The organism is Brevundimonas sp. AVps23W (assembly GCF_058681395.1).
Map to the genome: position 1 here is coordinate 1,237,654 of NZ_CM178738.1, position 20,386 is coordinate 1,258,039.

The 20,386-nt window shown below is 67.7% G+C and carries 16 protein-coding genes; 11 read left to right on the forward strand and 5 right to left on the reverse strand.

Annotated features, from left to right (window positions below; translation table 11 throughout):
- Nucleotides 1–29 precede the first annotated feature (29 nt).
- Nucleotides 30–2,735, reverse strand: a complete 2,706-nt coding sequence (locus tag ACW177_RS06010; RefSeq protein ID WP_492027698.1) for a M14 family metallopeptidase — start codon at nt 2,733–2,735, stop codon at nt 30–32.
- 176 nt (nt 2,736–2,911) lie between these two features.
- Between ACW177_RS06010 and ACW177_RS06015 the strand changes: the two genes are divergently transcribed.
- Nucleotides 2,912–3,886, forward strand: coding sequence for a bile acid:sodium symporter family protein (locus tag ACW177_RS06015; RefSeq protein ID WP_492027699.1), 975 nt, complete (start codon nt 2,912–2,914; stop codon nt 3,884–3,886).
- On the opposite strand, the gene ACW177_RS06020 is transcribed toward ACW177_RS06015, so the two are convergent.
- The gene (locus ACW177_RS06020) at nt 3,879–4,289 is read right to left on the reverse strand and encodes a hypothetical protein (protein WP_492027700.1); all 411 of its coding nucleotides are present in this window, start codon (nt 4,287–4,289) and stop codon (nt 3,879–3,881) included. The genes ACW177_RS06015 and ACW177_RS06020 overlap by 8 nt on opposite strands.
- A gap of 92 nt (nt 4,290–4,381) precedes the next feature.
- On the opposite strand from ACW177_RS06020, the gene ACW177_RS06025 reads away from it, so the two are divergent.
- Nucleotides 4,382–5,119, forward strand: coding sequence for a Crp/Fnr family transcriptional regulator (locus ACW177_RS06025; RefSeq protein ID WP_492027701.1), 738 nt, complete (start codon nt 4,382–4,384; stop codon nt 5,117–5,119).
- A gap of 36 nt (nt 5,120–5,155) precedes the next feature.
- On the opposite strand, the gene ACW177_RS06030 is transcribed toward ACW177_RS06025, so the two are convergent.
- Together ACW177_RS06030 and cydD are read right to left on the reverse strand one after the other, a co-directional pair.
- On the reverse strand, nt 5,156–6,808 hold the full coding sequence (locus ACW177_RS06030) for an amino acid ABC transporter ATP-binding/permease protein (protein ID WP_492027702.1): 1,653 nt from the start codon (nt 6,806–6,808) through the stop codon (nt 5,156–5,158).
- The gene (gene cydD / locus ACW177_RS06035; protein WP_492027703.1) at nt 6,808–8,409 is read right to left on the reverse strand and encodes a thiol reductant ABC exporter subunit CydD; all 1,602 of its coding nucleotides are present in this window, start codon (nt 8,407–8,409) and stop codon (nt 6,808–6,810) included. The genes ACW177_RS06030 and cydD overlap by 1 nt, the downstream gene beginning before the upstream one ends.
- Nucleotides 8,410–8,606: 197 nt before the next feature.
- Here cydD and ACW177_RS06040 point away from each other — a divergent pair, with 197 nt between their 5' ends.
- The 9 genes from ACW177_RS06040 (at nt 8,607) to ACW177_RS06080 (ending at nt 19,295) form a co-directional block, all read left to right on the forward strand.
- Nucleotides 8,607–10,187, forward strand: coding sequence for a cytochrome ubiquinol oxidase subunit I (locus tag ACW177_RS06040; RefSeq protein WP_492028092.1), 1,581 nt, complete (start codon nt 8,607–8,609; stop codon nt 10,185–10,187).
- A gap of 26 nt (nt 10,188–10,213) precedes the next feature.
- A complete protein-coding gene (cydB, locus tag ACW177_RS06045) occupies nt 10,214–11,362 on the forward strand; it encodes a cytochrome d ubiquinol oxidase subunit II (RefSeq protein ID WP_492027704.1) in 1,149 nt (382 codons plus the stop codon).
- Between the two features lie 19 nt (nt 11,363–11,381).
- Nucleotides 11,382–11,528, forward strand: a complete 147-nt coding sequence (cydX, locus tag ACW177_RS06050) for a cytochrome bd-I oxidase subunit CydX (protein ID WP_492027705.1) — start codon at nt 11,382–11,384, stop codon at nt 11,526–11,528.
- On the forward strand, nt 11,515–12,909 hold the full coding sequence (gene hemN, locus ACW177_RS06055; protein ID WP_492027706.1) for an oxygen-independent coproporphyrinogen III oxidase: 1,395 nt from the start codon (nt 11,515–11,517) through the stop codon (nt 12,907–12,909). The genes cydX and hemN overlap by 14 nt, the downstream gene beginning before the upstream one ends.
- A 123-nt stretch (nt 12,910–13,032) precedes the next feature.
- On the forward strand, nt 13,033–13,698 hold the full coding sequence (locus ACW177_RS06060) for an OmpW/AlkL family protein (RefSeq protein WP_492027707.1): 666 nt from the start codon (nt 13,033–13,035) through the stop codon (nt 13,696–13,698).
- Between the two features lie 150 nt (nt 13,699–13,848).
- On the forward strand, nt 13,849–14,793 hold the full coding sequence (locus ACW177_RS06065; protein ID WP_492027708.1) for a DUF808 domain-containing protein: 945 nt from the start codon (nt 13,849–13,851) through the stop codon (nt 14,791–14,793).
- 76 nt (nt 14,794–14,869) lie between these two features.
- Nucleotides 14,870–16,579: an alkaline phosphatase family protein gene (locus ACW177_RS06070; protein WP_492027709.1), complete on the forward strand. Its 1,710-nt coding sequence runs from the start codon at nt 14,870–14,872 to the stop codon at nt 16,577–16,579.
- A 146-nt stretch (nt 16,580–16,725) separates the two neighbouring features.
- Nucleotides 16,726–18,171 (forward strand): pyruvate kinase, encoded by a 1,446-nt coding sequence (gene pyk / locus ACW177_RS06075; protein ID WP_492027710.1) that lies wholly within the window; start codon nt 16,726–16,728, stop codon nt 18,169–18,171.
- Nucleotides 18,172–18,257: 86 nt separating this feature from the next.
- Nucleotides 18,258–19,295: a DNA adenine methylase gene (locus ACW177_RS06080; protein ID WP_492027711.1), complete on the forward strand. Its 1,038-nt coding sequence runs from the start codon at nt 18,258–18,260 to the stop codon at nt 19,293–19,295.
- Between the two features lie 380 nt (nt 19,296–19,675).
- Here the strand turns inward: ACW177_RS06080 and rnhB are convergent, their stop codons facing one another.
- On the reverse strand, nt 19,676–20,317 hold the full coding sequence (gene rnhB / locus ACW177_RS06085; protein ID WP_492027712.1) for a ribonuclease HII: 642 nt from the start codon (nt 20,315–20,317) through the stop codon (nt 19,676–19,678).
- Nucleotides 20,318–20,386 lie beyond the last annotated feature (69 nt).

A 20,386-nucleotide genomic window follows, 5' to 3' on the forward strand; every position in this document is an offset into this window, starting at 1 on the left:
CGGCGACAGGGCCGACGCCCTCTTTCGTTTCAGAATCCCGGCGCGGCGGCGGGGCCGTAGAGCAGGGCGTTGAACAACAGGCGAACCGAGGCGCGGGCCTGGGCGCGATTGATGACGTCCGGCCCCAGGATGATCAGCCGCCCCTGGCCCATCGGCGCATCCACCACGGCGGCGGCCCCGGCCAGCTTGTCCGGCCCGATGGCCCATCCGCTCGACACCACGGTAGGCGAGGGATAGCGGGCGGCGACTCGTGCGTCCCCACGCGCCGTGAAGGCGGCGTTCTCGTCGAAGAAGGCATTCAGTCGGGCCGGGAGGCCATAGGCCAGAGGGTCGGAGGGATCGACGTCCACCGCCAGCAGCGCGCCGGGGATGAAGAAGTCGGTGGAGGGCAGGGGCTTGTTTTCGATCGACACGACGTCGTCGATCGGCGCTTCCAGAGCCAGGGCTAGCTTATGGGCCGAACCGGCGGTCACGATAGTGCCGCCGGCCTCGGCGAAGCGGGTCAGCTGCGGCAGGGTCTTCTCTCGCGTGACGGCGCCCAGCCAAGATCGATAGGCTTCGGGGATCGTCTCAGGATCGGGCTGCCCGCGCCCGGTTCCGTTCGGGAAGTCGCCGGGCAGTAGGTCGGGTGCGAAGACAAGGACGTCGAAATCCTTCTTCAGATCCCCGGCGTCGAGACGCTGCGGGTAGACGACCTCAAAGGGAAACTCGAACTGCTCCAGCAACCAGCGGGTCCAACCGGCCGACATGGAGCCGCCGTAACGATCCACCAGACCGATCCGCACAGGCTTCAGCGCCATGGCGTCTCCGCCCGGCGCGCGCGCAACGGCCTCGGCGTTCAGGCCGAGTTCGGCGACGGCCTGTTCGACCAGGGCGCGGGACACGTCGCTTGCCGGTATCCACAAGGCGCCCGGTGCGAGGGTGCGGGCGCCGACACGCACCTCGGCCTTTTGCCAGAAGACCGGCTGCCCCGCCTTCAGCAGGCGATTGGTCAGGATGAAGCTGTTGACCGCCGCATGGTCGATGATGAACCCCGCCTTGCCCTGTCCTCGAACCTGACCAGCCGGGACGGTAATGAGATCGGGCACAGGCTCCAGCGGCGCCTCGAACGCATCGAGAATCCGGTCGAACTTCACCCCCATCTGGAGCGCGAGCGTATAGCCGGTGGCGTCATACGGCAGGGCTGGCGGGCCGCCGGGATACTGCAGGTCGTGCGGATGGTCCTGCGGTTCGAACATGTCCAGGACATGCGGTCGATAGGCCTGGTTCGTCCGCACGACGAAGGAGCCGGCCGGATAGGACGTTCCGGCGATGGAGAAGGCGCGGGTGGCGCGATCAACATCCACGCCGGTCTTGATCAGGCTGTTGAGGAAGGCGATGGCGGTCGGCATATCGGCCTGGTCCGCAGGGATGACATAGGCGCGCGGATCGCGCAGCGTCGGGTCGTGCAACACCTTGTCGTATAGGGCGGGATCGACTGATCGTCCGCCCTGGCTCGCCGCGGTCTTCAGGGCCTCAATGCGAGAGGGGGTGACCCGCCAGGTGTCGGTCTCGCCCCGTGCAATGGCGTTCGACCCCATCCGCCAAATGTTGAACAGCAGCCGGTCGCGGTTGCGCGACGCATAGTCCAGCACCGCGCGATTGATCGACAGCGAATAGTCGATGGATTGCCGGAAGCGCCAGGTCTGCGGCGCGACGGGGGCGGGCAGATCGTTGCGCGGCAGTTGATTGTCAGGAACCAGGGCGATGCGGCTCGGCGTGGGATGGCCGGTGATCTCCGTCAGCAGGCCGATGGAGTTATGGAAATAGGTGATGGAACGCTCCATCCCGTTGTTCCAGGTGGAGTACCGGGCGCCGCTGCGCATGGTCGCACCGGGTTTGCCTTCGGCGACCAGTCGGTTGTGCATGGCGGCGCCGACCTCTGAGAGGGCGGTCATCGCCAGAGGATCGTAGTTGTAGTTGAAAGGGTCCCGGAACGGCGGCATGAAGACGACCGTCCCCGCCGGCGCGGACTGGTGATGGTTGTAGACGATCTGGGGGAACCATTCCCGGAACAACATGCGGTTGACGTTGGTCGTCTCCGTCATCGCGGACAGATAGTAGTCGCGATTGTTGTCGTGGCCGACGTAAGCCTGATACAGGCGCGGCAGGCTGGCGAATTCGCGCTTTTCCCGGTCCGCCTCCCGCATGTACCAGTCCGCCACCAGATCCCAGCCGTCCGGATTCAGTGGCGCGAACAGGATAATCACGTCGTCCAGCACCCGCAGGGCCTCCGGATCCTGGGCCGTGACCCATGCATGGACGGCGGCGATCAGGGCCTGAGGCGGAACAGTCTCCGTCGCGTGCAACCCGCCGTCGATCCAGACCACGGCCTTGCCCTCAGCGGCCAGGGCCCGTGCTTGGGCTTCATCGACGCCCTCGGCCTTGGCCAGGCGTCGCGCGATGTCGCGGTAGTGATCCAGGCGGGCGATGTTCGCCGGCGAAGAGACCGCCGCGACATACTGGGTGCGCCCTTCGGTCGTCTTGCCGATTTCCATCAGCTTCATACGGTCCGACTGACCGGCGAGCGTGTGAAGATAGGCTTCGAACTGCCGGTAGTTGATCAACTGATAGTCATCGCCGACGTCATGCCCAAACGCCTCATGCGGGGAGGTAATATGATCTGTCTGAGCGGCTGCCGATCCCCCGAGCAGCGCGCCCGCGATCACAATCGCAGCGCAAATTCGGTTGAGCATTTTCTATCTCCATTCCCCGTCTACTGATCTAGACGCACGGCGACCCGAATTTCCTCCAGCAGGGCCGCCCGGCGTTATGGGAAACGCATCGCACAAATCAGCATCGTTTGCCGATCTTCCGCCGCGCCGGCGGGAGACCTTGCTGGGCGGCTCTATATGGGCCTAGGAGCGGCGGCATGAACGCTTTGCGCCGATTGATTGATCCATACCTGCTCCTGCTGATCGGGACGGTGGTGCTGGCGGCGCTGCTGCCGGCCAGGGGCGTTGGGGCGGATGTGGCGGAGGGCGTGGCGACGGCGGCGGTCGCGCTGTTGTTCTTCCTGTATGGGGCGCGTCTGTCGCCGGGGGCGATATGGGCGGGTCTGTCGCACTGGCGGCTGCAGGGGATGGTGCTGGCCAGTACCTTCCTGCTGTTCCCGCTGCTGGGGCTGGCGGTGTTCTGGGCTACGCGGTCCTGGCTGACGGAGGATTTGAGGGTCGGGCTGTTCTATCTGTGCCTGCTGCCCTCGACGGTGCAGTCGTCGATCGCTTTTACGTCCATCGCGCGGGGCAATGTTCCGGCGGCGCTGTGCGCGGCCTCGGTGTCGAACCTGGCGGGGGTGGTGATCACGCCCCTGCTGGTGATGCTGCTGCTGCCGGTGGGCAGCGCGGGGGTGTCGCTGTCGTCGGTCGAGAGCATCGCCTTGCAGATCCTGGCGCCCTTCCTGGCGGGGCAGGCGGCGAGGCCGTTGATTGGGGGCTGGCTGGTGCGTCACGGGCGGCTGACCTCGGCGGTGGATCGAGGATCGATCCTGCTGGTGGTCTATGCGGCCTTCAGCGCGGGCGTGGTGTCCGGGGCCTGGACCCGGCTGTCGCATCTGGATCTGGGGCTGGTGGTGGTGCTGGACCTCATCATCCTGGCCATCGCCCTGGCGGTCACGACCCTGGCTAGCCGGAGGCTGGGCTTCTCGCGGGAGGATGAGATCGCCATCGTCTTCTGCGGGTCCAAGAAGAGCATGGCCAGCGGCCTGCCGATGGCGGCCATCCTGTTTGCCGGGCAGAGCGTGAGCCTGATCGTCATTCCGCTGATGCTGTTCCATCAGATCCAGCTGTTCGCCTGCGCTGTGCTGGCGAGGCGGTATGCGGCGGCGGCGCCGGACGCGGTTAGATGACGCTGTGAAGCACGGCCGTCTCGGCGATCTGGCGCATGACGGCCTCATAGCCCGGGGCGTCGATGGGGCAGGCAAGGCCGATGGAGTTGCAGCCCCGGCGGGCTACGTCGCAGGCGGCGGCGATCAGAGGCTCGATCAGCTTTTCGGGCCGTAAAAGGTCGAAGGCGACCAGGGTGTCGACCATGAATTGCCGCTCTCCCGAGGGGGTGGTCGAGATGGAATAGGCCAGTAGGGCCCGGACGCACTCGTTCGCCACGGCGGCGAGAACTCCGCCTGAGGCGGGCGGCGAATCGACCCTGGCGCGCCAGGAGTCCAGGGTGAGGCGCGGGTTGCCCATGTGGGCCAAGACATAGGTCTGGTCCGCTTCGTCGCTTTCGAGGCGGCGATATTGAAGGGCGTTCATCTTCGGCCCTTTATGGCTTGGACGAAATGGCCGCCTTGATCTCCATCAATCCGTTTGCTTGCATCGGAAGCGAGGCCTAACCTAATCGAACCATGCTCGAACTGAGATCCCTGCCCACGGACTGCGCCCAGCGCCGACAGGAGTCGGCGTGTTCGACCTGTGGGGCGCGGGCGTTCAGCGTGTGCAGCAGCCTGGACCCGGCCGATCTGGCCAGCCTGGACGCGATCGCCGAGCGGGTGACGCTGAAGGCGGGGGAGGCCCTGATCCGCGAAGGCGATCCGGCGGTCCACCTGTTCAACATAACCTCGGGATCTGTGAGGATTTACAAGCTGTTGCCGGACGGTCGGCGGCAGATCACCGGCTTTCTGTTCGCCGGTGACTTCGTTGGTCTGGCCACTGGCCAGGACTATGCGTTTTCGGGCGAGGCCATTGAGGATGCGACCCTGTGCCGGTTCCGCAAGACCGATTACCGCGCCCTGATCCGCGAACGGCCGCTGCTGGAAGAAGCCCTGCTGGACCGAGCGACCCACGAACTGGCGGCGGCGCAGAATCAGATGCTGCTGCTGGGCCGCAAGACGGCGCAGGAGCGAATCGCCTCCTTCCTGCTGGACCTGCCCACCCGTGATCCGCTGCGGCCGTCGGCCGAGGATCAGGTGCGGCTGCCGATGACCCGGTCCGAGATCGCCGACTATCTGGGCCTGACCATCGAGACGGTGAGCCGGGTGCTGACCAAGCTGAAGACGACCGGGGTGATCCGGCTGCTGGCCCTGAACGAATTGCGGATCGAACAACCCGACCGGCTGCGCGACATCGCCGAGGGCGAAACCTAGGGCGACGCGCCGAGCTGGATGGCGGTGTGGCTGTCTTCAGACCAGGGCCTGCTGACGGTGGGCGGTTAGACACACGCGGCCGTCGGTTCCGACGCCCTCGATCCGCAGCGTGCGGTCGCACAGGCGGGTCGGCGCGGGGCGGTGGCTGACGATGATCAGGCCCTGGCCGGCGGCCTTCAGGCGGCGGTCGAGCGCGGTCAGAACCTGGGCCTCGGTCGCCGGGTCCAGGCCCTCGGTCGGTTCGTCCAGCACCAGCCAGGGCGCCGGGCGCAGATAGGCGCGGGCCAGGCCGAGGCGGCGGCGTTCGCCGCCCGACAGGCGCTCGCCGTTGGGACCGACGCGGGCGTCCAGACCCGCCGGATCGGCGCGGACCCGGTCGGCCAGGGCCGCATCCTCCAGCGCCCGCCACAGGGCAAGATCATTTGCGGGACCCGCGAGCAGAAGGTTCTCGCGGATCGTGCCGTCGATCAGGCGGATGTCCTGAGCGGCGTAGGCGAACAGGGCCAGCCGGTCGCGGGATGCGATGTCGGCGATGTCGCGTCCGTCCAGTTGCACCTCGTCCGCGACGGCGTCCCGCAGGCCCACCAGGCGTTCGATCAGGGTGGTCTTGCCTGCACCGGACGGACCGATCAGGCCCAGGCGCAGGGGCGGCGCCATTCGGGCGCCGTCCGCCGAGAGGATCAGGCCCGCATCGGTCGGCGCGGGCCCATGCCGCGCCGGGGAAGCCGAGGTCAGGGCGTCGAGACGGCGGGTCGCCTCCACGGCCGCGCCGCTCTGCAGCAGGGCGCCGACCAGACCGGCGGCGGCCTCGATGCCCATGACGGCGGCCAGGGCGGCCAGGGCCGTCATCGGCAGGGGGGCGCCCAGGGTGGCGGGAATGACGGCGGCGACGGCAAGCCCTGTGACCGCGGCCTGCCAGGCGGTCATCCAACCGCCGGCCTGGGTCAGGGCGATCTGGGCTCGGTCGAGCGCAGCCGCGGCCTGGGCGGCCTCGCCAGCGGCCCAACGGTCCAAACCATAGGCTTTGAGCTCCGGGGAGACGGCTTCAAGCGAAGACAGCCGGTCCTTGAGCTCGCCCGTGGCGATCTGAACCTGGCGACCGGCAGGGGCGGCCAGGCGACGGGCGAGCAAGACTGAGCCCGCCGCGCCGAGACCCATGGCGAGCAGCAGCATCAGACCGGCGAGGGGGCTGGCCATGCCCGCGAGCAGGGCGGAAGAGGCGACGCCCGCACCCATGGCCCAGGGCGCTGAGAGCCGGACGAACAGGGTCTGGACCGCGTCCACATCCTGGACCAGTCGGGCCGAGGCCTCGCCGGACGACAGGGACAGGGCCTGGGCGGGGGGCGCCGAGGCGAGGGCGTCGAACAGTTGCGGTCGCAGCCGCGCCAGGGCCTTCAGCGCCGCCTCATGGCCGGCGACGCGTTCTATGTAGCGGGCGCCGGTGCGCAGGATGGCCAGCAGGCGGATGGTGGCGCTGGGCATCATATAGTTGAACGCCTGGACGGCGGCCGATCCGGCGACCCCGGCGATGGCGGCGCCGGTGATGAACCAGCCTGACAAACCCAGCAGACAGGCGGCGGCGACCGCGACGGTCGCGCCCCCGGCGGCGGCGAGGCGCAGGCGGGTTCGCTGAGCCTGACGTTGGGCCGCGATCAGAGCGCCTACGCGCGAGGGAGAGGGGCGGGTCATCACAGGCGCACCACGCGGTCAGCCATGGCCGCGACGGCGGCGGAATGGGTGGCGATCAGGGTCGTGCGGCCCCGCGTCGCCTGGCGGATCAGATCCAGCATGGCCTCTTCGGAGGCGGGGTCCAGATTGGCCGTCGGCTCGTCCAGCAGCAGGATGGGGGCGCGCTTCAGAATGGCGCGGGCCAGGCCCAGACGACGCCGCTCGCCGCCCGACAGGCCGCCGCCACGCTCGTCGATGGGGCGGTCCAGATCGCCGAACAGGCCGGCTTCGCCCGCAGCGACCAGGATACGGCCGGGGCAGGCGGAGGGATCGGCCAGACGGATATTGTCGCCCAGGCTGCCGGGTACGACGACGGGGTTCTGGCTGGCCCAGGCGATCTGACCCGCGAATCCGCCCGCCTCGCTGAGCCGCGCGCCGCCGACTTCGATCTCGCCGGCGGTCAGGGGCGAAAGGCCCAGGAACAGGTGCAGCAGGCTGGACTTGCCCGAGCCGCTGGCGCCGACCAGGGCCACGATCTGCCCGGGGCGGACGTCGAGGTCGAAATCGGCGATCACGGGGGCGGCGTCGCCATAAGCAATGGAGACCTTGGAGAAACGGATCGCCGGGGCGTCCTCGGGCAGGATGTGGCGGTCGCGCGCCGGGGCCTCGGGCGTGATCAGGGCGGGGACGGCGGATTCGGCGGCCTGGCGATCATGATAGGCGGCGGCGAGACGGCGCAGCGGCTGATAGACCTCGGGCGCAAGGGCCAGGACGAAGAAGGCGCGCGCCAAGTCCAGCTGTTCGGGGGCGGGGAAGGGGAGCAGCTTCAGCAGATTGAAGCCGCAGTAGACGGCGATCAGGGCGACGGACAGGGCCGAGAAGAACTCCAGCACCCCGGACGACAGGAAGGCGATCCGCATGACGCGGTTGGTGCGACGCTCCAGTTCGTCCGATGCGCGGGCGATTTCGGTGGTGGTGCGGGCGCGGGCGTCGAAGGCTAGGATGGCGGGGAGGGCGCGCACCCGATCGACGAACAGGCCGGACAGCCGCTCCAGCGCCTGGAACTGGCGGCGGCTTTCGCCCGCCGCAGCCGTGCCGGCCAGGATCATGCCGAAGATGAAGGGCATCAGGGTGAACAGAAGTATGCCGGCCGAGAACGGGCTGGCCACGGCGGCGACGGCGATGATCAGCAGTGGCGAAAGACCAGCGGCCATCTTCAGCGGGGTGAAGCGGGACATATAGCCGTCCAGCGCGCCGACGCCTTCGACCACGGCGGTCAGACGGTCGTTGGAACGGGCGCCGCGCCCGAACAAGTCCGCCAGCAGCCCGTCGCGCACGCTGGTCTTGACCGAAAGGCCCAGGCGCGCCCCGACAACCACCGCCGCCTGGCCGATGAGACCGCGCGCCATCAGGCTGACGACCGCCAGCAGCAGCCAGGGCAGGGCGGCGAAGGGCGAGACCCCGAAGGCAGCCACGGTCATGGCCAGGCCGCCGGCGAAACCGACTGCGGGAACCACGTCCGCCACGGCCAGAAGACCCGCCAGGGCCGTCAGACGGCGCCAGGGCGCGGCGGCTTGTTTCAGCCAAGCTGCGGGAGAGGCCGTGATCGGCGCCGAGGTCATTCGAACACTCCAGCTTCGGGAAGCCCCGAAAGCCATTGGACAAACCGTCGTTGGGCGAAATGTCCAAGGACGATCAGTCCACTACGTCCCACCGTGCCGCAGGGCTTTGATCGAAATCAAGGCGACCGTCCCGCCTTGGTTCTAGGGCGGAAGAAACGTCGGTCGTCGTGGCCGGCGGCTGAGGAGCCCAAGCCATGATCGACCTCGCGGTCGTCGACCTATCCAGGCTGCAGTTCGCGCTGACAGCCCTTTATCACTTCCTGTTCGTCCCCCTGACCTTGGGGCTGTCGTTCATGCTGGTCATCATGGAGTCGATCTATGTGATGACCCGCCGGCCGATCTGGCGAACCATTACCCGCTTCTGGGGAACTTTGTTCGGCATCAACTTCGTGCTGGGCGTCGCGACCGGCATCACCATGGAGTTCCAGTTCGGCATGAACTGGAGCTATTACAGCCACTACGTCGGCGACATCTTCGGGGCCCCTCTGGCCATTGAGGGCCTGATGGCCTTCTTCCTGGAGGCCACCTTCGTCGGGCTGATGTTCTTCGGCTGGGAAAAGCTGAAGCCGTCGGCGCACCTGTTCGTCACCTTCATGGTGGCGCTGGGTACGAACCTGTCGGCGGTGTGGATCCTGATCGCCAACGGCTGGATGCAGAACCCCGTCGGCTCCACCTTCAATCCCGACTCGATGCGGATGGAAGTGTCGGACTTTATGGCCGTGCTGTTCAATCCGGTGGCCCAGGCCAAGTTCGTCCACACCGTCAGCGCCGGCTATGTCTGCGCCTCGGTGTTCGTGCTTGGGGTTTCGGCCTTCTATCTGCTGCGCGGCAAGCATGTCGGCTTCGCCAAGCGGTCGATGACCGTGGCTTCGGCCTTCGGCCTGGCGGCCTCGCTGTCCGTCGTCGTTCTGGGCGACCAGTCCGGCTATGCCCTGACCGATAACCAGAAGATGAAGCTCGCCGCTCTGGAAGCCATGTGGCACACCGAGCCCGCGCCGGCCGGTCTGACCCTGGTCGGCATCCCCAGCATGAAGGACCGCGAAACCCACTACGGCGTTCAGGTGCCGTGGGTCATGGGCCTGATCGCCACCCGCACCATCGACAAGCCGGTCGAGGGCATCTTCGAACTGGTCGCTACGGCCGAGGATCGCATCGAATCCGGCGTCATCGCCTATGATGCTCTGGAAAAGGTCAAGGCCAACCCGGCCGATCCCGTCGCCCGCGGCGTGTTCGAAACCCATCGCCGCGACCTGGGCTACGGCCTGCTGCTGAAGCGCCACGTCGCCGATCCGCGCATGGCCTCGCCCGAGCTGATCAAGCAGACGGCCTGGGATACGGTGCCGCACGTGCCGACCCTGTTCTGGAGCTTCCGCATTATGGCCGGCGTCGGGATGTTCATGATCCTGTTCTTCGCCACGGCCTTCTATCTCTGCACCGTGCGTAAGCATGACACCCGCTGGTTCCTGGGTCTGGCTGTTCTGGTCTTGCCGCTGCCGTGGGTCGCTTGCGAGTTCGGCTGGATCCTGGCCGAGTTCGGGCGTCAGCCCTGGGCGGTCGAAGGCGTGCTGCCGACCTTCCTCGGCGCCTCGTCCCTGACCGTGCCGCAGCTGTGGGGCACCATCATCGGCTTCACCGCCCTGTACGGCGCCCTGGCCGTGGTTGAGATCCGACTGATGCTCTACGCCATCAAGAAGGGCCCGTTCCACGAGCAGGAAACCTTCGGCGAAACCGCCCCCGAGACGCCTGCGACGTCCGTCGCCGCGCCCGCCGTGGCCTGACCCAGAAAGACTTAGGACATCCGACAATGGATCTTCCAATCGACTTCGCAACCCTTCGCCTGATCTGGTGGGCCCTTCTGGGGGTTCTGCTGATCGGCTTCTCCCTGACCGATGGTTTCGACCTGGGGGTCGGCGCCCTGCTGCCCTTCGTGGCCAAGACCGATGAAGAGCGCCGGATGGTGATCAACACCGTCGGCGCGACCTGGGAAGGCAACCAGGTGTGGTTCATCCTGGGCGGCGGCGCCATCTTTGCCGCCTGGCCCTTCGTCTACGCCGTCAGCTTCTCGGGCTTCTACCTGGCCATGTTCCTGGTCCTGTCGGCCCTGATCCTGCGGCCGGTGTCGTTCAAGTACCGCTCCAAGCGGGAGTCGGCCAAGTGGCGGTCGTTCTGGGACTGGTGCCTGTTCATCGGCGGCTTCGTGCCGGCCCTGGTGTTCGGTGTCGCCGTTGGCAACGTCCTGCTGGGCGCCCCCTTCCGCCTGGATAGCGATCTGCGCTCCTTCTACGACGGCAATCTGCTGGGTCTGTTCACCCCCTTCAGCCTGATCGCCGGCCTGCTGTCGGTCGCCATGCTGGTGCTGCACGGCGCGGCCTGGCTGTCGGTCAAGGCTGAAAAGGGACCGGTGCTGGAGCGGGCGCGTCTGTACGGCACGATCGCCGGCGTCCTGGCCCTGGTGCTGTTCGCGGCGGGTGGTCTGTATATGGCAGTCGGCGGCGTCGGCTACCGGATCACGGGCGTCGTGGACATCCAGGGCTTCTCCAACCCGCTGCGCACCACGGTCGAGGCCGCGCCCGGCGCCTGGCTGGACAACTACGGCCGCTATCCGTGGATGATGATCGCCCCGACCTTGGGCTTCGTCGGCGCGGTGGTCGGGCTGTCGGGCATGTGGCTGCGGTCCGCGCCCCTGGCCTTCGGCGGATCCTCGCTGTCGACCGTCGGCATCATCTCGACCGTCGGCCTGTCGATGTTCCCCTTCATCCTGCCCAGCTCGATCGACCCGCAGTCCAGCCTGACGGTCTGGAACGCGTCCTCCAGCCACGTGACCCTGTTCATCATGCTGATCTGCACGCTGATCTTCCTGCCGATCGTCCTGATCTACACCAGCTGGGTTTATTCCGTGCTGTGGGGGCGGAGCACGACCGCCGCTCTCAAGACCAACCCCGACCTCTACTGAGCTCAAGGAGCATCAAGTCATGTGGTATTTTTCCTGGATACTGGGTGTCGGTCTGGCCGTCGGGTTCGGCGTGCTGAACGGCCTGTGGCACGAGTTCCACCTGTTCGACGAGGGCGACAAGGGCCTGTCGGTCGATGCGGCGAAAGAGGGCGATGTCCCTCTCTAGCCCAACCGGCGCGCCCCAGGCCGGCGTGCAGACGACGCGCGAGCTGATCGCCCGCTACGACGCCCACGCGCCGCGCTACACTTCCTATCCGACGGCGGCGCAGTTCACGCCCGCCGTCGGGGCCGCCGACTGGGGGGCGTGGCTGTCGGCCGCGCCCCTCGACCGCGCGGTGTCGCTGTATCTGCACATCCCTTTCTGCAAGCGGCTGTGCTGGTACTGCGGCTGCAACACCCGGGCGATGAACCGGGTCTCGGCCATGAGCAGCTATGTCGACCTGCTGCTGAAAGAGGCCGACCTCGTGCTGTCGTGGATCGGTCGCCCGGTGCGGGTCGGCTCGATCCACCTGGGCGGCGGCACGCCCAATATGTTGCCCCCCGAAGAACTGGAGCGGCTGTTCGCCGGTCTGGCTGCGCGGTTCGACCTGGGCGACTGTTTCGAAATCGCCGCCGAACTGGACCCTGAAGTCCTGACCCAGGACTGGGTCGAGGCCGCCGGGCGGATCGGCCTGAGTCGCGCCAGCCTGGGCGTACAGGACCTGTCGCCCAAGGTTCAGGCGGCGGTGAACCGGCCCGAGTCCTTTGAGACCATCCGCTGGGCGGCCGAGGCGCTGAGGGGGCAGGGCGTCACTTCGCTGAACCTGGACCTGATGTATGGACTGCCGCTTCAGGCGGTCGAGAATGTGATCACCACTGTGGCCCAGGTCGCCACGCTGCGGCCCGACCGGATCGCCCTGTTCGGCTATGCCCACGTGCCGTGGATGAAGCCGCACCAGAAGTTGATCAACGAGGCCGACCTGCCGGGGCCCGAGGCGCGCTTCGCCCAGAGCCAGGCGGCGGCGCGGTATCTGGTGCAGAAGGGCTGGCAGGCAGTAGGGCTGGACCATTTCGCCCTGCCGCACGACTCCATGGCCGCCGCCGCGCGGGCCGGCCGGCTCCGTCGCAACTTCCAAGGCTATACGACCGACGAGGCCCCGGTGCTGATCGGGCTGGGGGCGTCGTCGATCAGCCGCACGCCGCAGGGCTTTGTTCAGAATCTGACGCAGGAGCGCGAATGGCGCGCCGCCGTCGAGGCCAGCGACCTGCCGGTCGCGCGGGGCGTGGCGCTGGATCCGCGCGACGCCTTCGTGGGCGAGATCATCGAACGGCTGATGTGCGACTTCGCCGTGGATGTCGCCGCGACGGCCAGCCGACACGGGCGAGCCCTGAGCGAGGTCGATCCGGCCTGGCCCCGGCTGCTGCAGTTCCAGTTGGACGGCTTGGCCGAGGTCAGCGGGTCGGTGGTGACGGTCACGGACCTGGGGCGGCCGTTCGTGCGCGCGATCTGCGCCGCCTTCGATCCTGGCGCAGTAGATATAGAGAAGCGGCACGCCCGCGTGGTCTGATTGGACAGATTGTCCAACCCCTGCATGGGTTTGCGCTGGATCAAGGCCGGACCCGCGCAGGGGGCGCATTCCCTCCGTCAAGACGCTCGGGCAGGTCGCATGAGGCGGCAGCGGGCGTCGGGGATGAGCAAGATGAAACTGAAAACCCTGATCCTCTCAGCCGTCGCCGCCGCCGCCTTCGCCGCGCCGGCCCTCGCGCAGAGCCCTGCCGCTTGGGAAATGCCCAAGAAGGGCGACTGGATCATCACTGGACGCGTGACCGACGTCTTTTCCGACGCTGACAACGCCATCACCACCGCCGCCGGCGCCGATTCCGGCCTGAAGGTCGATGTGGGCGACAGCGTCATGCCGACCCTGGGCTTCACCTATTTCCTGACCGACCATCTGGCGGTCGAAGCCATCCTGGGCACGACCAAGCATGAGATCCGCGCCCAAGGCGGAACCACGGACGTCGCCGTGCACGAGACCTGGGTCGTGCCGCCGGTCGTGACCCTGCAATATCGTCCGCTGACCGAGGGCCGTTTCAGCCCCTATGTCGGCGCGGGCATCAACTACATGCTGTTCTACAGCGGTGACGACAAGAACGGCTTCAAGGTCGATCTGGATGACAACTTTGGCTACGCCATGCAGGTGGGCGCCGATATCGGGATTCAGGGACCGTGGAGCCTCAACCTCGACGTCAAGAAGGTGTGGGTCAGTGTCGACGCCGACGTCAATGACGGCGCTCTGAAGAGCGATGTGGATCTGGACCCGTGGGTCGTTTCCGTGGGGGTAGGCCGTAAGTTCTAAGAAAAATCGACATCGGAAATGCGTTCGAAAAGGAAGCCCCGCCGGTTCGCCGGCGGGGCTTTCGCCTTTGTGCGGATACGCTCGACAAAACGGGCGGCGCGCCCTAGCGAGAGCGTGCCGTCTGTTGCGGTGCAACCCTAGGATTTCCGCATGCCTTCCGGTCTGATCGCCCTGCTCGACGATGTGGCGGGGATCGCCAAGATGGCGGCGGCGTCGATCGATGATGTCGGGGCTGCGGCGGGCAAGGCCTCGACCAAGGCCGCCGGGGTCGTGGTGGACGACGCAGCGGTGACGCCGCGCTACGTCACCGGCCTGTCGCCCAGCCGCGAACTGCCGATCATAGGCAAGATCGCCGTGGGATCGTTCCGCAACAAGCTGCTGTTGATCCTGCCGGCGGCGCTGTTGCTGAGCGCATTCGCCCCCTGGGCCATCACGCCGATCCTGATGTGCGGCGGGGCCTATTTGTGTTTCGAGGGCGCCGAGAAGCTGATGGAGGCCTTCGGGCACGCCGGCCATGAAGAAGAGGCCGCCGCCGAGGGCGATCCTGCGTCGCTGGAAAAGGCGACGGTGGCCGGCGCGGTGCGGACGGACCTGATCCTGTCCGCCGAGATCATGGCCATCGCCCTGGCCGACGTCTCGATCCAGCCTATCGTGACCCAGGCCGCCATCCTGGCGGTGGTCGGCGTCGCCATGACCGTCGCCGTCTATGGCGTCGTCGGCCTGATCGTGAAGATGGACGACATCGGCCTGCACCTGGCCGAGCGGCCCAACGGCGGAGTGCGCGCCCTGGGACGGGGCCTGGTCAAGGGCATGCCGGTGGTGATGAGCGCCCTGTCGGTCATCGGCACGGCGGCGATGCTGTGGGTCGGCGGCGGCATTCTGGTTCACGGAACCCATACGCTGGGCCTGCACTGGCCGGCCGAGCCGCTGGAGCATCTGGCCCACGGGATCGGAGCCGCGACGGGGCCTCTGCACGGCCTGGTCAGCTGGCTGGTGACGGCGTTCGGGTCAGCCGTCATCGGCGTGATCGTGGGCGGGGTGATCGCCCTGCTGGTTCATCAACTGGGGCGGCTGCGGCCCGCGCCCGCTCACTGACCTCACGACCGGCCCGCTGTCATGCGTTTGCCATCGCCGGCCCGTACAGCGCCAAACCTGTAATCGGAGTAAGCCCATGTCACTGTCGCGCACCACGGTTGCGGCCCTGGCCGCCCTTTCGATGGGAGCCGCCGCCCTTCCGGCCATGGCCCAGACTGCGGCGCAGCAGGCGGCCGTTCCGCAGACTGCGCGCGCGGCCCTGACGCCGCCGAAGCTGATCGTGACCATCGTGGTGGATCAGTTCAGCGCCAATCTGTTCGACCAGTATCGCGGCCGCTACACCGGCGGCCTGCGGCGGATGGCGGACCAGGGACTGGTGTCGATCAACGGCTATCAAACCCACGGCCTGACAGAGACCTGCCCCGGCCACTCGACCGTCCTGACCGGTATGCATCCGTCCGAGACCGGTATTCCGGCCAATGACTGGATCGACGGCAAGACCGGCAAGGAGGTCTATTGCCTGGCCGCGCCCGCCAACCATCTGGCGAACGGTCGTGACGATGTGGACAACGGCCCGGTCGGGCCGGAGCAACTGCGCGCCACGACCCTGGGCGACTGGCTGAAGGCCGTCAGCCCGCAGAGCAAGGTCGTCGCCGTGTCGGGCAAGGACCGGGGCGCGATCAACCTGGCCGGCCATCAGGGCCAGGCCTTCTGGTTCACTGAGGGCTTCGGCTTGACCACCTATGTCGAGCCGGGCGAGACGGCGCAGGCCAAGCTGGCGCCGGTCGCGGACTTCAATCGCGACTTCCGCCTGGGCATGAGCCTGGCGCCGGTCGCCTGGGATTACACGGATGACCAGTGCCGCGCGCTGGCCGGCGACTGGACCATTCGCGGCCAGACCTTCCATTCGACCCTGCCGCCGGCGGGGCTGAAGTTCGACACCTCGCCGATGCTGGACGAGGAGACGCTGCACGCCGCCGAATATCTGCTGGACACCCAGAAGCTGGGGCAGGGGGCGGCGACCGACATGCTGGGCGTCAGTCTGTCGGCCACGGACCGGATCGGCCACATGTACGGCACCCAGGGGCCGGAGATGTGCGAACAGATGCTGCGGCTTGATGCGGCCCTGGGCGAGTTCCTGGATCGACTGGCCCAGGTTCCGGGCGGCGCCCTGGTGGTGCTGACGGCCGACCACGGTGGTTCGGACTTCGTCGAACGGCTGCACGACCACGGCTATCCCCATGCCCGCCGCGCCGACATGGCCGCGATCCAGGGCGTGAACGATGCGTTGAAGGCCCGGTTCAAACTGACGGCCGATCCGCTTCAGGCCGGGGGCAGCGGCCTGATGGTCGCCGACGTTCAGCACAGGTCTCTGCCTGACCCGCTGCGGACCCAGGTGGCGGAGGCGGCGGTCGAGATGCTGCGCGCCCTGCCGGACGTGGCCTTCGCCGAGACGCGCGACCGTCTGCTGGCTGAGCCCCTGCCGGACAGCCGCCAGCCGGAGATGATGAGCCTGCGCGAGCGGATGCGTCTGTCGACCGTGGCTGAGCGCTCGCCGGACATTCAGTTCGCCTGGGCTCAGAACGTCACGGCCGGCGGTCGGGTCGGCTCGACCCTGGCCGGGCATGGCACGCCGTGGGAGTATGACCGTCGCGTGCCGATCCTGTTCTGGTGGCCGGGCGCAACCGGCGAAGAGCGGTTCCTGCCGATCCGCACCATCGACATCGCCCCAACCCTGGCGCATGTCATGGGGGTGGCGACGCCCAAGGTTGAAGGGCGCTGCATCGATCTGAACGGCTTCGCTGTGGCCGATTGTCCGGCGACGGAGACGACGCCGGCGAGATAAACTCCTGTTTCGGACCCGTAAACTCGTGTTTCCCAGCGGGGCCGTGGCCTTACGTCGGGACAGTTTCATCGGCAGAAGGGGGCAAATCGTCCTAGGCTTGAATTCTCGAAGCCGGACGACCCAGAAACCAACAGGAAGCGTCCCCCATGAACAGAGCCCGCCGCGCCCGCATCGTCGCGACCCTGGGGCCTGCAAGCCGCGCCCCCGGCACGGTCAAGGCCCTGGCCCAGGCCGGGGTGGACGTCTTCCGCCTGAACTTCAGCCACGGCACGCACGAAGATCACGCGGCGGCCCTGAAGGCCGTGCGCGGCGCCGAGATGGCGCTTCAGCGTCCGCTGGGCGTGCTGGCCGACCTGCAAGGGCCCAAGCTGCGGCTGGGGCGGTTCAAAGACGTCGAGATCGCCGTCAAGCCGGGTCACAAGATGCGGTTCGACCTGGACCCGACGCCCGGCGACGAAACCCGGGTGCAGATGCCCCACCCCGAGATCTTCAAGGCCCTGCGCACCGGCATGCTGCTGCTGCTGGACGACGGTCGGGTGCGGCTGCGCGTCGGCGAACGCACGGACGAATGGGCCGATGTCACGGTCGAAAGCGGCACCAAACTGTCGGACCGCAAGGGCGTCGCCGTGCCCGAGGCCGTCATCCCCGTCTCGGCCCTGACCCCCAAGGACCGCGAGGATCTGGCCTTCGCCCTGCGTCAGGGCGTGGACTGGGTGGCGCTCAGCTTCGTGCAGAAGCCCGAGGACATGGCCGAGCTGAAGCGGATCGTGAACGGTCAGGCGGCCTGCCTGGCCAAGATCGAGAAGCCGGCGGCCCTGGCCGATCTGGAGGCCATTCTCGACTATTGCGACGGAGTCATGGTGGCGCGCGGCGACCTGGGCGTCGAGCTGGACCCCGAGGACGTGCCGGTGGCGCAGAAGCAGATCGTGCGCGCGGCCCGTAACCGCGGCGTGCCGGTGATCGTGGCGACCCAGATGCTGGAATCCATGACCAGCGCCCCGGCCCCGACCCGCGCCGAGGCGACCGACGTCGCCAATGCGGTCTATGAGGGCGCTGACGCCCTGATGCTGTCGGCCGAGACGGCGTCGGGCGACTATCCGCTGGAATCCGTCGAGATCATGAGCCGGATCATCGAACGGGTCGAACGCGACCCGATGTGGCCCAAGCTGATGGGCGCCGAACACGCCGGCATGGACGAGCAGGACGTGGACGCCCTGGTCGGGGCGGCGGCCATGGCGGCCAGCGCGCCGTCGACCGGCTGTCTGGTGGTTTTCACCACTCTGGGCGGCACGGCGCGACGGATGGCGCGCGAGCGGCCGCTGAAGCCGATCCTGGTTCTGACCCCCAACGCCAATACGGCGCGTCGCCTGGCCCTGGTCTGGGGGCTGGAGCCGCGTCTGGGCGATCAGCCCGACTCGCTGGAGGCCGTCACCGATGATGCGGTCAACAGCGCGGTGCGCTACGGGCTGGCCGAGCCGGGGCAGCGGATCCTGATCCTGGCCGGCACGCCGTTCGGTGCGCCCGGCGCGGCCAATCTGCTGCGTCTGGCCCATGCGCCGGCGGCCAAGACGGCTGGGCGTAAGAAGGGCTGAAGCCGGCCTAGGTAGCCGCCCTTAAGTCAAGACTCTGGCTTAGCTGTACGATCCGGCTAGTGTGCGCGGATGAATCGGCGGACCGCATGATCAAATATATCGGCTCCAAACGCGCCCTTCTGGGGCATGTGACGGCTGCGGTGACGGGTGTTCTGCCGCAGGGCGGGCGGGTCTGCGATCTGTTTTCGGGCACGGCGCGGGTCGGTCATGCGCTGAAGAAGCAGGGGTTTCAGGTCTGGTCCAACGACCACAACGCCTATGCCCACACCCTGGCGACCGCCTATGTCCAGGCGGATCGCGAGCGCTGGGTCGAGCGGGCCGAGGCGGTGCTGGCGGAATTGCGGACGGTGAGGCCGGAAGCCGGCTGGTTCACCCAGGCCTTCTGCCACGACGCCCGCTATTTCCATCCCGACAATGGCGGGCGGATCGACGCGATGCGCGACCGGATCGAGGCCATGGGGCTGGAGCCCGAGCTGAAGGCGGTCGTCCTGGTCAGTCTGATGGAGGCGGCGGATCGGGTCGATTCCACGGCCGGGGTGCAGATGGCCTACATGAAAAAATGGGCCCCGCGCGCGCTGAAGCCGCTGGGGCTGCGCCTGCCGGAGCTGCTGCCCGCAGTCGGGGCGCCGTGCCGCGCGACGCAGGGCGACGCGGTCGAAATGGCCGAACAGGTGGAGGCGGACCTGGTCTATCTGGACCCGCCTTACAATCAGCATTCCTATCTGGCCAACTACCACTGCTGGGAAAGCCTGGTGCTGTGGGACCGGCCCGAGACCTATGGGATCGCCAACAAGCGGGTGGATGTGAAGACCCGCAAGAGCGCCTTCAACAGCCGGCCCGGCATCGGCCCGGCCCTGCGGTCGGTGGTCGAGCGGATCAAGGCGCCCAACCTGATCGTCAGTTTCAACGACGAGGGCTATCTGAGCCGGACCGAGCTGGAGGAGATGCTGTCGGCGCGCGGTCATGTCCAGGTCGTCGAGATCGCTCATCCCCGCTACGTCGGCGCCCGCATCGGCATTCATAACCCCAAGGGCGAGAAGGTGGGGCAGGTGGGGCGGCTGCGGAACGTCGAACATCTGTTCGTGGTGACGGACAGGCCGGTCGAACTGCCGGTCGCGGCCTGATCAGGGTCCAGATGGACCGGAACCCGACTCGGCGGGCGTCGTTGATCAACCATGCGCCCGCCCGTCCCAGATCAAGAAATTTCCCCCCGCGAGGACGACTATCGCGTGCGGCCGGCCGCCGAGCCGAAGTCGTGGGTGACGGATCAGCCGGTGGAAGACATCCGACCGGACGCCAAGGTCTGGCCCGAGCAAGGCGCGCGGCTCTATACCCATAATGTCGAGCATTTCGGCCGCCGAGACGCGACGCCTGTAGAACCGGCTGAACCGGATGTCGAACCCAATGTGAGCCCGCCGCCGTATTGGATGATCATGGTCGCCGGCGCCGCCGTCGCCGCCCTGATGGGGGCTCTGCTCGGCGGGTGCATATATGAGGCGAAGCCTCAGGCCTCTTTCAGCAAGGCCTTGATCGGCGTCCAGCTGCGACGATGGGCGGGGCAGGGGCCCAGCGCCTTGAGGCCCGCCGTGTGGGCCGGGGCGTTGTAACCCTTGTGTCCGGCGAAGCCGTAGCCGGGGTATTGGGCGTCCAGTTCGATCATCAGTCGATCCCGCGCCGTCTTGGCCAGGATCGAGGCCGCCGCGATGGATAGCGACAGGCCGTCGCCGCCGACCACGGTCTGGATTTCGCACGGCAGTTTGAAACGATAGTTGCCGTCAACCAGGGCCGCGACCGGCTGGACCGACAGAGCCTCAATGGCGCGGCACATGGCCAGGCCGGTGGCGTGCAGGATGTTCAGTTCCTCGATCTCTTCCACCGACGCAAACCCGACGCCCCAGGCGACGGCGCGGGCCTTGATCTCGGGCTCGAGTGCGGCGCGGCGCTTTTCAGTCAGGGCCTTGGAGTCGTCGATGCCCGGCGGCAGATCGTCGGGGTTCAGGATCACCGCCGCCGCCGACACCGGCCCCGCCCACGGTCCGCGCCCCGCCTCGTCCACGCCGCAGACGGGGCCGTTGACGCGCTGGATCAGCACGGTCTCGAGCGCGAGGGTGGGAAAGGCTTTCGGAGTCGCGGGGGCTTTAGCCATGGCCCGCCATCGCACGAAGCGGGGTGTGACGGAAGCGGGGGTGGTGGTGATCGTTCACCATGACAGCCG